7 protein-coding genes are annotated in these 12387 nt (G+C 71.6%); 4 read left to right on the top strand and 3 right to left on the bottom strand.

Annotated elements, in window-relative coordinates:
* Window positions 1–125: 125 nt before the first annotated feature.
* Window positions 126–395 (bottom strand): hypothetical protein, encoded by a 270-nt coding sequence (locus tag AB0Q99_RS01075; protein ID WP_363567148.1) that lies wholly within the window; start codon window positions 393–395, stop codon window positions 126–128.
* 244 nt (window positions 396–639) lie between these two features.
* On the opposite strand from AB0Q99_RS01075, the gene AB0Q99_RS01070 reads away from it, so the two are divergent.
* The gene (locus AB0Q99_RS01070; RefSeq protein ID WP_363567146.1) at window positions 640–825 is read left to right on the top strand and encodes a hypothetical protein; all 186 of its coding nucleotides are present in this window, start codon (window positions 640–642) and stop codon (window positions 823–825) included.
* A gap of 231 nt (window positions 826–1056) precedes the next feature.
* Here AB0Q99_RS01070 and AB0Q99_RS01065 read toward each other — a convergent pair whose 3' ends face one another.
* The gene (locus tag AB0Q99_RS01065) at window positions 1057–1503 is read right to left on the bottom strand and encodes a nuclear transport factor 2 family protein (RefSeq protein ID WP_363567144.1); all 447 of its coding nucleotides are present in this window, start codon (window positions 1501–1503) and stop codon (window positions 1057–1059) included.
* Between the two features lie 52 nt (window positions 1504–1555).
* Window positions 1556–2440, bottom strand: a complete 885-nt coding sequence (locus AB0Q99_RS01060) for an SDR family NAD(P)-dependent oxidoreductase (protein WP_363567142.1) — start codon at window positions 2438–2440, stop codon at window positions 1556–1558.
* A gap of 563 nt (window positions 2441–3003) precedes the next feature.
* Here AB0Q99_RS01060 and AB0Q99_RS01055 point away from each other — a divergent pair.
* From AB0Q99_RS01055 to AB0Q99_RS01045, 3 genes are all read left to right on the top strand, one after another.
* Entirely contained in the window at window positions 3004–3555 is a 552-nt protein-coding gene (locus AB0Q99_RS01055; protein WP_363567141.1) for an EF-hand domain-containing protein, read from the top strand.
* 329 nt (window positions 3556–3884) lie between these two features.
* Window positions 3885–5144, top strand: a complete 1260-nt coding sequence (locus tag AB0Q99_RS01050) for a cytochrome P450 (protein ID WP_363567139.1) — start codon at window positions 3885–3887, stop codon at window positions 5142–5144.
* A complete protein-coding gene (locus tag AB0Q99_RS01045) occupies window positions 5141–12361 on the top strand; it encodes an amino acid adenylation domain-containing protein (protein WP_363568173.1) in 7221 nt (2406 codons plus the stop codon). Before AB0Q99_RS01050 ends, AB0Q99_RS01045 begins: the two co-directional genes overlap by 4 nt.
* Window positions 12362–12387: the final 26 nt, after the last annotated feature.

Genomic DNA, 12387 nt, shown 5'->3' with positions numbered 1-12387 from the left:
TCCTCGAGGAGGTCCGACAGGAGGCTGCTGTTCTCCTGCCGGGGCTTCAGCCTCCGCAACTCCTTTTCTGGCGGTATCTGCTTGTCTTCCGCAACCCTGCAGGGTGAGGTGGTAACTGACCCGGCTCACTCCCTGTTGTGGAACGGCAGCACGACACCCTCAGGATGGGACTGCTCATGGAGTCGATGGTTCTCCACCTCCAGGACATGGATGACCCTGGCGTACTGCGTGACGGTCTCCTTGAGCCGGTTCTGCTCGGTCCGGGCCTGTCTGAGGTTCTCCTTCAGCTCGTTGTTCTCCCGATGCAGGTCATCGGCGATCTCGGGCCGGGAGTCGCCTGGACGCGGGCGATGTGAGTATCGGTTCGGGAGATGTCCGGGCAGGCCGACTGGCATCGGTCCAGGCTGGGCGACGACCGGCTGGTGGCGCGCTGGCCGCGGCCGGGGCCGCAGAGTGCCTTGTGCGGGTCGTAGTTGCGGGTCAGGAAGGCTTCCGGGTGGTCGAAGACCTGCAGGCGGGGGTTGGCTAGCAGCGCCCGGTGCCCGGTGCGCGGATCAGCGTGAACTCGGCTCGCGCGTAGGAAGCCTGCGGGATCCTCGGGCGGCGGTGGGCGCCCTCCCACAACGCCCCTCCACCTGGGTGGAAGTCGAGACCGGCCAGACCTTCGCCGACGCCTGGACCCAAGCCGACCAGGAACGCCGCTGCCAGCTCCTCCTCGGCCTCAAAGCCCGGCTCTACAGGACCCCCACCAGCGAGGGCTGGCACCTGCCCGCCGAACTCGAAGCACGCGTACGGCCGCTGAAGCGTGTGGACAGCCCGGGGTAAGCCCGATCGTCAGCCCCGTGGTCATGCGATGGTGGCTGGACTGTCGGAGGGGCATCGTGCGGGTGACGCTCCTGGTGGTGGGTGCCGGCCACCTGCATGTGGGTGTAGCAGCCGTCGGCCACGCCCGTTGCGGGTGTTGTCACTGCCGTCGTTCGGTGCGCCCGTCGGGCACCGAGCGGGCGTAGGAGATACCGTCGACGATCAAGCCGTGACCGGGCGCGCGGCGGAGGGTCAGCCCCTGGCCATCGTCGGCAGCAGTTGCTTCCAGGCGAGTTCGCCGCCGGCCGCCTCCATCACCGCCCAGGGGTCCCAGAAGTCACGGTAGAGCGCGATCCGGCCCTGTTCGAAGCGAACCACCGACAGGTAGGTCTGGTGGTACTGCCCGCCGGTGGCGAGCAGGGTGCACTCGCCGGTGAAGGCCGCGATGACCAGGCCTGCCTCGTCGGCGGTGTAGAACTCGGGCTCGGAGAATTCGACCTTCAGCTGCTCGCGGAACATCGTCATCTGCGTGAGCAGCGCCGCCCTGCCCCGCATCCGGGAGGGGAGGCCCCAGGCCGGGTAGGGGAATTCGAGGATGCCGTCCTCGGCGAAGAGGTCGATCCACTCCTCGATCCTCGCCTCCGACAGCAGGTCCAGACTGTGGGTGAACAGGTCCTTCAGCTCCTGCGACGCGGTCATGTCGACGTTCCTCTCCTGGTGTTGTTGGCGATGGGGGGTGTGCGGCCCGTGGTCAACGGGCAGGTGTGACGATGCCGCCGAGGATCCGGTCGATCGCCCGGTCGGGCATCAGCCGGGCCAGCACGCGACTGCCGATCGCGTCCCGGCCAACGCCGTAGCGGGTCCTGGGCCGCCGGGCGACCAGAGCGCGGAAGACCGCCAGGGCGACGTCGTCAGGAGTGGTGCGGCTGGTCCGGGCCGAGGTCTCGTTGGTCTCCATGAACCGCGGGAACGTGCCGCGGTAGAGGTCCTGGACCGGCTTCGGGGCGCTCTCCAGCGCCCGGATCCCTTGGTCGGACATCTTGTCCCAGAGCGGGGTCAGGACAGCGCCCGGCTGGACCACCACGACGGGGATCCGCTGCGGGGCGAGCTCGCGGCGCAGCGCGTCGCTGAGTGCCTCCTTGGCGAACTGGGCGGCGGCGTAGGCGCCGAGGTAGGGGATGGCGACGTTTCCCAGACCTGACGTCACGTTGACGATCCGTCCGGCCCCGGCGCGCAGGAGAGGCAGGAAGCCCTGGATGACCAGCAGTTGACCGGTCACGTTGGTGTCGACCTGGCGGCGCATCAACTCGTGCGGCACGCACTCCAGTGGAGCCGTGACGGCGATGCCCGCGTTGTTGACCAGCCCCCACAACCCTGCCTCACCGGCCGGCCCGGCGACCGCGCGTACGGCGGCCCAGACCGACTTCTCGTCCGTCACGTCGAGGGCTAGCGGGGTGAGCCGTCCGGTGGCGACCGCGCGCAGCCGTTCCCCGTCCTCGGGACGGCGCACTCCGGCGTAGACGTGGAAGCCCACCCGGGACAGGTGGAGCGCGCAGGCCTCCCCGAGGCCTGAGGAGGCGCCGGTGATGACCACGGCCCGGCCTGCGGGTGACGTCGGACCCGGTGGTTTCGACACGTGCTTCCTCCTGGATCAAGGACTTGGGGGTGGACGGGACCAGGTCCGGCGATCCGTCGGCGAGCGACCCGCGCTCGGCTGCGAACGGCCCTCCGCGTAGGCGCGGTTCCGCACATCCGTCTACGGCGGGCGTCGACTGTGCCCACAGTAGGGGGCGTCGGCGGTCGAATCCGGGATGAACTCGCGTGGGCGAGCTGTCGGAGCGTGACCGGGCTGTGCCGGGGCGGTCCTCGTTTGTGAGGATCAGAAGTCACGATCGACCTCGGGCTCCGGTACGCGTCCATCGTCGTGATGGCAGCAAGTACGAGCTGTTTCACAGGCGTTGGGTGAGTGTGTCACCGGAGCGCGGGTCATCGTCCACAACGGGGGCGCGAGAGCAGTGGCCGACAACGGTTCAGCCGGAGGCCGGTGCGGCGGAGAGCGCCGGGTCAACGTCGGTGAGGGCGCCACGCTCGAACGGGTGAAACGCGGGACCGGCCGCCCCGTCGCGTTGTGTTCCCCCCGTAGGCGAACCAATGATGATCGTGCACGATCGTGCGCACCCCTACATCCGAGGAAGAGACATGGCTACCGCCACGCAGGACGTCATCACCGTCAAGCTCGAACGTACGTTCGAGGCCATGGATGCCAACAGCGACGGCTACGTCGACTGGTCGGACTACCAGCAGCTTGCCGACCGCTACATCCAGGCCTACAAGCTCGGCAAGGAGGACCGCCGGGCCAGGGCGCTTCACTCCTTCTTCCAGACGTACTGGCTGGAGATCCTGCGTCACGCCGGCGTTCAGCAGGACCGGCTGACGAAGGAGCAGTTCGTCATGGCCAACCGTCTCGCCAGCGTCGACACCAGCAGGCTCAACCTGGCCGACGGCGCCGGCCACGTGGTCTTCGACGTCATCGACGTCAACGGTGACAACGAGATCAGCAAGGAGGAGTTCGCCCGCTTCCTGAAGGACGTGTGGCGCACCGACGCGCCGGACGCGATGGACACGTTCATCAAGCTGGACACCGACGGGGACGGCGCGATCTCGCGCCAGGAGTTCGTCCGTGCGGTGCGTGAGCACTTCCTCTCGAACAACCCGGACGCTCCGGGCAGCCTGTTCTTCGGGCACGTCTGAGCGGAACCGTGCCCGGCCTGACCGAGCGCGTCCGTGACGGTGCGGTCAGGTCTCACCGATGAGGTCCTGAGGTGGCCCCTCCCGCGCATCCCGACCCACCTGGTGACAGCTCGACTCGACGCCCAACGGGTGAGTCGGGACACCCGGCGGAGGGCGGGGCCACTTCGGGCTGTCGCAGAGCGACGGGGGAGCGGTCCAAGCCCTCGTGACGGGGCCGCTGCGAACCCCGCGATCAAGAGCGTTCGGCAAGGTCCACGAACACGCGACGGACGCCCGAAGGCCGCTCACCCCCAATGAACCGACTAACGAGGCCACAACCCTTGTCCTCCTTGCCCCTCTCGAACCGCTGCCCCTACCCCCTGGACGGCAGTGGCGCGGACATCCACGGCGAAACCGCGGCGCTGCGCGCCCTGGGGCCTGCGGCCCGGGTCGAGCTGCCGGGTGGTGTACCGGCGTGGTCGGTGACCGACCCGGGTCTCGTCCGACGGTTGTTGATCCATCCCCGGGTCTCCAAGGACGCCCGGCGGCACTGGCCCGCCTACCTCGACGGCGAGCTCCCCGCCGGGTGGCCGTTGCAGATCTGGGTGGACATCCGCACCGTTCAGACGGCCTACGGACCCGATCACGGCCGCCTCCGCCACCCGCTGGTACCCGCCTTCACCGCCCGCCGGGTCCGGGCCCTCGCACCGCGGATCGCGGAGACCACCGCCGCGCTGCTCGAGGATCTCGCCGAGGCGGCCGCCGTCGCCCTGGGCGGAATCGTGGACCTGCGAGCGCACTTCGCCTCACGGCTGCCCTGGCTCACGGTCGCCGAGCTCGTCGGCCTGCCGGAGGCCATGCACGACCGGTTCCAGGCCGTCAACGACAGCGTCTTCGAGACCGATCTGTCCGCGGAGCGGGCCGCCGCCATCACGGTCGAGGCAGCGGAGCTCGGCGGCGACCTCATCGCCGCCAAGGCCGAGCACCCCGGCGACGATCTCGCCACCACCCTGCTCGACGCCCACCGTGAGGGCGTGCTCAGCGAGCAGGAACTGGCCGACAGCATCTGGATACTGATCGGCGCAGGCTACGGGACCACGGCGAGCATGCTCGACCACGCCGTGGTCAACCTCCTCACGCATCCGGACCAACTGGAGCTGGCCGTGTCCGGCCGGGTGGGCTGGGAACAGGTCGTGGAGGAGACCCTGCGCCACCAGGCCCCCGTGGCCAACTTCATCCTGCGCTTCCCCACCGAGGACCTGCACGACGAGGCGACCGGGATGACCTTCTTGCGCGGCGACGCCCTCGTCATCAACTACGCCGCAGCCGGCCGCGACCCAGTGGTGCACGGCGAGGACGCCCATCTCTTCGACGTCACCCGCCGCACCGCCCGCGAGCACCTGGCCTTCGGCCACGGATCCCACTACTGCCTGGGCGCCGAACTCGCCCGCCTCGAAGGGCGCATCGCGCTCCCGGCGCTCTTCTCCCGCTTCCCCGGGCTCGACCTCGCCGTCGAACCCGACCACCTCACCCCGTTGCCCTCCATCATCTTCAACGGGCACCGCGAAATCCCCGTTCGGCTCGAAGGGAACCCCCAGACGTGGGCATGAACGACCAGGCCCCGCACCGGCTGTCGGCGTACCAGCGCGACCTCTGGTCAGCCGGCGCGCAGGCGCCGGAGTCACCGCAGTTCAACTGCGTGCTCCACGAGCGCCTGTACGGCGAGGTCGACCGTGACCGGCTCGCGGCCGCCACCGTCCGCGCGTTGCGGCGCCACGAGACGTTCCGGCTGCGGTTCGAGGAGAGCAGCGGGATCCCGTTCCAGCGGGTGGCGCACGAGGGTGCCCCCGTCTCCGTGGTCGACCTGTCACAGGAACCCGAGCCGGACGCGGCCTGTGCCGAGTGGATGCGCCGCTCGATGGCGGGCGCCCTGCCGCTCACGCACGGCCCGCTGGTCGAAGCCACACTGCTGCTGGAGAGCCCGGACGTCACGCATCTGCACATCAAGGCGCACCACATCGTGGCCGACGGCTGGACGCTCCACCGGCTGGGCCAGGAGATCCTCCACGACTACGCCCGGGCGCAGCGCGGCGACCCGGAGCAGAGCGCCGACGGGGCGCCCTCCTACCTGGAGTTCGTCGAGGAGGACGCCGCCTACCACGCCTGCGCGGACGGTGACCGTGACCGCGCCTTCTACCGGAACTACCTCGACGGCGTCGCACCCGCGATGTTCAAGCGTGCGACGGACAGGGGACCGCGTGGACGCGGTCGCCACTCCTTCGTGATCGACGGTGCCCTCGCCGGCCGGGTCCGCGCCGCCGGCTTCTCGCCGTTCACCTACGTCGCGGCCGTGCTCGGTACGTACCTGACGCGCCTGCACCGAAGCGAGGAGGTGGTGCTCGGCGTCCCCTTCCTCAATCGTCCGACCGAGCAGCACAAGGACGTCCTCGGGCAGTTCGCCAACACCCTGCCCCTACGCATCGCGGCACCTGGCGGGCGAACCCTGCGTGAACTGCTCGCCGGGATCCGGGACACGACCGTTGCGCTCCGGCGCCACGAGCGGCTCGCGCTCGGCGAGGTCCTGCGGGCACGGCCCGCGCCGGTCCGCGCCCAGGGGCAGCTCTTCGACGTGACGCTCTCCTACATGCACTGGCCCCGCACGGACCAGGTCTGTGGAGTCGAGCGTCGGACTGCCTTGATGGCCCCCTCGCATGACCAGGACGCGCTGGGCGTCGTGGTGTCCGCCTTCGACGACAGCGCTGAAATCCGCGTCGACCTGGACTACGCCCGTGACGTCTTCGACGAGGACCTGCCCATCGCCTCCGTGACCGGTCATCTCACGACGCTCCTGGAGCACGGCCTGGACCTGGTGGACCGGCCGCTGTCCTCCGTCCCCATGCTGGCGCCCGCCGAGTACGAGGACCTCACCATCGGGCGCGCCCGCGGCCGTCAGGTGCCCTTTGCGGACCAAGCGACCCTGCACGGCCTGTTCGAGGCGCAGGCCGCCCGGCACCCGGACCGGGCCGCGGTCACCGCGGCCGACGGGACGACGCTGACCTACGCCGACCTGGACAAGCAGGCCAACCGTGTCGCTCGCGCCCTGCGCGCGGAGGGCGTCGGCCCGGACGACCGGGTCGCCGTGATGATGGAGCGGGGACCGCAGCTGCTGGCCGCGCTTCTGGGCACCCTGAAGTCCGGCGGCGCCTACGTGCCGGTGGACCCCGGCAATCCGGCAGAGCGGGTGGACTTCCTCCTGCGCGACAGCCGCGCCAAGGTGGTGATCGTCGACGACGACGCGCCTGCCGGTGACGCGAACGTGCGTCGTGTCGGCAGCCTGCTGGCGGGCAGCGGAGCGCCGGTCGAGCCACTCGCCACCTCCCGTGACCTCGCCTACATCATCTACACCTCAGGCTCGACCGGGCAGCCCAAGGGCGTCATGGTCGAGCACCACAGCGTGGTCAACCGCCTCGCGTGGATGCAGCGTCGCTATCCGCTGGGGGAGGGGGACGTTCTCCTGCAGAAGACGCCGGTGTCGTTCGACGTCTCGGTCTGGGAGCTGTTCTGGTGGGCGGTGGAGGGCGCGGCCGTGGCCCTGCTGTCGCCCGGCGGCCAGCGGGACCCGCGCGAGGTCATCCGGGCGATCAGTGAACACCGGGTCACCGCCGTGCACTTCGTCCCGTCGATGCTCGGCCCGTTCCTGGACCTTCTGGAGGAGTCCGCGGAGTCACGCGAGGGCGTCCGGACCCTGCGGCACGTCTTCTGCAGCGGCGAAGCCCTGCCAGCCGGCCGGGTCGAGCAGTTCAACCGCGTGGCCGAGCGGTGCCGCCGTGAGAGCGACGCCGGGCAGGCGGTGCGGCTGGTGAACCTGTACGGCCCGACCGAGGCCACGGTCGACGTCTCGTCCCACGACTGCCCGGACGACCCTGCCCGCGGTGTCACGCGGGTGCCCATCGGCCGTCCGATCGACAACACCAGGCTGTACGTGCTGGGCGCCGACGACCTGCCGCAACCCGTCGGAGTCGCCGGTGAGTTGTGCATCGGCGGTGTCGGTGTCGCCCGGGGGTACCTCGACCGCCCGGAGCTGACCGCCGAGAGGTTCGGCGTCGACCCCTTCGTGCCGGGCGGCCGCCTCTACCGCAGCGGGGACCTGGCGCGGTGGCTCACGGACGGCACCCTGGAGCACCTCGGACGGATCGACGGCCAGGTCAAGATCCGCGGCCACCGCGTCGAGCCCGACGAGGTGGCCGCCGCCCTGCGCACCGTCCCCGGTGTACGGGACGCCGTCGTGGCGGGCCGCACCGCCCCCGACGACCGGGGGACCGTCCTGGCCGGCTACTACGTCGCCGAGACCCCGATCGACACGACACTGCTGCGCGAACGGCTCGGGCGGACGCTGCCGGCATACATGGTCCCGGCATCGTTCACCCGGATCGACGGGATTCCACTCACCCCCAACGGCAAGACCGACCGCGACGCGCTGCCACCACCGCAGGACACCCCCGGGGACGCGGCGGGCGGGCAGCCGCGCGACCGCACCGAGGCGGTCCTCGCCGAGGTCTGGGCCCGCGTCCTCGGCCATGACGCCGTGGGGATCCACGACGACTACTCCGCCCTCGGCGGCGACTCGATCCTCGCGCTCAGGGTGCGCGCCGAGGCGGAGGCCCGGGGCCTGCGCTTCTCGCTCACCGACCTCCTGCGGCACCCGACGGTCGCCGGCCTCGCCACCCGCACCGAGGAGTGCGACGCGCCCGGCACCGAGGCCGTCCCGGCTCCCTTCGCCCTCGTGGCCGACGTCGACCGCGCCCGCCTGCGGGACGCCGAGGACGCCTACCCGCTGACCCGGCTCCAGCTCGGTTTGCTCTTCCACAGCCGCAGGCACGAGTCGTCCGCCAGGTACCGGGACGTGTTCCGGTACACCCTCGACATGGCCTGGAACGGCGAGGAGTTCCGCCGCGCCTTCGACCGGTTGACGGCACGGCACCCGGCGCTGCGCACCGCCTTCGACCTGGCCGGCTCCGAACCCCTGCAGGTCGTCCGCCCCCGCGTGCACGGCGCCCTGGAGAGCGTCGACCTGCGCCCGCTCGACGACGCCGCGGCCGAGGCCGAGGTGCGCGCGCACATCGAGGAACGCCGCCACCACCCGTACGCGTTCGACCGGGCGCCGCTCTACCTGTTCCGCGCCCACATCCGGCCCTCCACCGTCGACCTGGTCCTCAGCTTCCACCACGCGCTCCTCGACGGCGGCAGCGTCGCCACCCTGCTCCGGGAACTGCTCCAGGACTACGCCCACGGCCTCGGCCTCCAGGTCGGCCCGGTCGACGACACCCCGCCCCCTTCGGCCGCGACCCACGTTCGGCAGGAGCAGGTGGCCCTGCGCTCGCAGGAGACCCGACGCTACTGGCGGAACAGGCTGGCCGGCTGCGAACCCCTGCTAATCGAGGCGTTTGCTCCCCATCGGCCCGGAGGCGGCCACCAGCCCGCCTCACAACGGGTCGACCTGCCCGCCACCCTCGTCGAACAGGTGCGGCACTTCGCGGCCGTGCACGCCCTGCCCGTGAAGTCCGTGCTGTTCGCGGCGCACGGCCTGACCCTGGCCATGCTCGCCGGCACCCGTGACGTGACCACCGGCCTGATCACCCACGGCCGGCCCGAACTGGCCGGGGCGGAGCGCACCGCCGGGCTGTTCCTGAACACCGTGCCGGTGCGCCTGGACACCGCGCGGGAGAGCTGGCTGGAGGTGGCCCGCGAGGGCCTCCGCCAGGAACAGGACGGCCACCCCCACCGCCACTACCCGCTGAGCGCCATCCAGGAGGACCACGGCGGGCCCGTCGTGGCCACCGCCTTCAACTACGTCCACTTCCACCAGCTCTCCCACGTCCTCAGCCTGCCCGGCATGAGGCTCGTGGCGTTCGACACCTGGGAGCAGAACGACCTCCGGCTCCTGGTGAACGTGGTCACCGAACCGGAAGGCGGCGGGATGTGGTTGCGGATCGACTGCGATGGCGCGACGTTCTCCGCCGAGCAGGGAGACCTCTTCGCGGCCGGGTTCCTGAACATCCTGCGCCGGATGGTCGAACAGTCGCACGAAGAACCGGACTTCGCCTTCCTCGCCCCCCGGCCGGTGCTCGCCCCCGCCGGCGAGCACCCCACGGTCGTGGCACGCATCGCCGACCGGGCCGCGCGCACGCCGGACAGGACGGCCCTGGTCATGGGCGAGGAGCGGTGGACCTACGCACGCCTCGCCGAGGCCTCCGGGTACGTGGCCGCGCGGCTGTGCGCGCTGGGAGCACCGGCGAACGCACGGATCGGGATCGCCATGGAGCGCTCCCCACGTACCATCGCCGTGCTCCTGGGCGTCCTGCGGGCCGGGTGCGCCGTCGTCCCGATGGACGTCGGCTACCCCGTGCCCCGGCTGGCCTCGATGGTGGAGCAGGCCCAGCCCTTCCGCGTCGTGGCCGGGTCCGAGCACGCCCACCTCGCAGGCGACCCGGCTCTGCTGCTGCCCGCCGAGTCCGTGACCACACCGCTGCGGGCGGGCGAGGCGCAGGCTACGACCGTCGCCGCGCCGGTGGCCGAGCGGCAGGCCGGGGTCGCCCCCGAGAGCACCGCGTACGTGCTGTTCACCTCGGGCTCCACCGGCGCCCCCAAGGGCGTCGCCATGCCGCACCGCACCCTGGCCGGCCTGGTGGCCTGGCAGAACGGGGCGGCGCCCAGCGCGGTCCCGGGCGGCGTCACCCTGCAGTTCGCACCGCTGAGCTTCGACATCTCCTTCCAGGAGATCTTCTCCACCCTGTGCTCCGGCGGCACCCTGTGCCTGGCCGGCGACGCCGAGCGGCGCGACATGCCCGCACTGCTTCGCCTGCTCGACCGCGAGCGCGTCGAGCAGGCCTTCCTCCCGCCGGTGGCCCTCCAGCAGCTGGCCGAAGCAGCCGCCACATCGGGGTTCACCCCGCGGGCCCTGCGGGTGCTGATCCTGTGCGGCGAGCAGCTGCGCGTCACCCCGGAGGTCCGCGCGCTGTGCGCCGAACTCCCGGGGGCGGTGCTGGAGAACCAGTACGGTCCGACCGAGACCCACGTCGTCACCGCGTTCACCATGACCGGGGACCCCGCGGCCTTCCCCGCCCTGCCGCCGATCGGCAGGGCCATCGACGGCGCCGAGGTGCACGTCCTGGACGAGCAGATGCGTCCGGTCCCGGCCGGGGTGCGCGGCGAGATCCACCTGGGCGGCGCCTGCCTGGCCGACGGCTACGAGGGCCGCCCGGACCTGACCAAGGAACGCTTCCTCCCGCAGCCCTTCGGCGACTCCGGTCGCCTGCTGTACTACACGGGCGATGTCGGGATGATGCTTCCCGGTGGCGACGTCGTCTTCCTCGGGCGCGCCGACACCCAGGTCAAGGTGCGGGGCTTCCGCGTGGAGCCGGCCGAGGTGGAACTGGCCGCCACGGCCCTGGCACAGCGCCACCCGGGCCTGCGCGACGCCGCGGTCGTGGCCCGCCGACGCGAGGACGGCGAGGTCTTCCTCGCCGCCTTCCTCCTCGGCGAGGGCACCGACGAGGACCTGGCCGGCATCCGCGAGCAACTGCGCGCCACCCTGCCCGACTACATGGTCCCCTCCCATCTGCAGTGGGTCACCCGGTACCCGCTGACCCCCAGCGGCAAGCGGGACGACGCGGCCCTGCGCCGCGCGCCGCTGACCGTCCCGGTCCGCGCCCTCGACGCCGGGCCGCGCGACGCGTACGAGCGGACCCTGACCGAGATGCTGGCGGACGCGCTGTCCCTGGACGCGGTGGAGTTGCACGACAACCTCTTCGAGCTCGGAGGCACCTCCCTGACCGCGATGCGGCTGGTGAGCCGGATCGAACAGCGCTACCGCGTGCACATCCCCCTCGCGCAACTGATCGCGACACCCACCTGCGCCGGGCTCGCGACGCGGCTGCGCGACGGCGGGGCGAGAGCCTCGTACGACCCGCTGGTGCCGGTCCGCCCGCAGGGCACCCGCCCGCCGGTGTTCATGGTCCACCCGATGGGCGGCAACGTCCTGTGCTACGTCCGCCTCGCCCGGCACCTCCCGGACGACCAGCCGCTGTACGCGCTCCAGGCCGCCGGCGCCGACCCGGGCACCACACCGCTGAGCAGCGTCGAGGAGCTGGCGGACAGCTACCTCACCGCGCTGCGGACAGCCCAGCCGCACGGCCCCTACACGATCGGCGGGTGGTCCTTCGGCGGCTTCGTCGCCTTCGAGATCGCCCGCCGCCTGCGGGCGGCAGGCGAAGAGGTGAGCCACCTGCTGGTGCTGGACACCACCGCGCTGGCCCGGGGCCCGCGTGTCCCGCACAGCGAGGAGGCCGTGCTGGCGTGGTTCTTCCACGAGCTGCTCTGGCTACGGGACGGCAGCGAGTCATCCGTGCGGATCATCCCCGACGAACTCCACTCGCCGGAGGAGAAGTTCGCCTTCATGGCCCGCGTCGCGAGCGAGCGCGGCGTACTGCCGGCCGGCGGCTCCCCGTCCCTCATCCGCCGCCTGTTCCGCGTCTACCGGGCCAACTGGCAGGCAGCACTGGCCTACCGGCCGCCGCGCGAGGACCACGACCTCACGCTGATCCGCGCCACCGAGCCGCTGCCCGCCGTCCTCGATGCCATGCACCGTGCCGCCCGCAGCCGCCATCAGGACCCCTGCAACGGCTGGAGCGACATGACCAGCGGCCGGATCCACGTCGTCGGCGTCCCCGGCGACCACCTGACGATCATGGAGGAACCGAACGTGGCACACCTGGCCGGAGCCGTCGTGGACCTCCTGCGGACCGACGCCGTCCCCACCGCCCGGTAAGGCAGGAAGCGTGTCACCGAAGCCCC

Origin of the sequence: Kitasatospora sp. NPDC086791, from assembly GCF_040685975.1 — a bacterium.
Classification (GTDB): Bacteria; Actinomycetota; Actinomycetes; order Streptomycetales; family Streptomycetaceae; genus Kitasatospora.
Note: the sequence above shows the minus strand (reverse complement) of the source record. Positions and strands in the feature narration are given on the sequence as shown.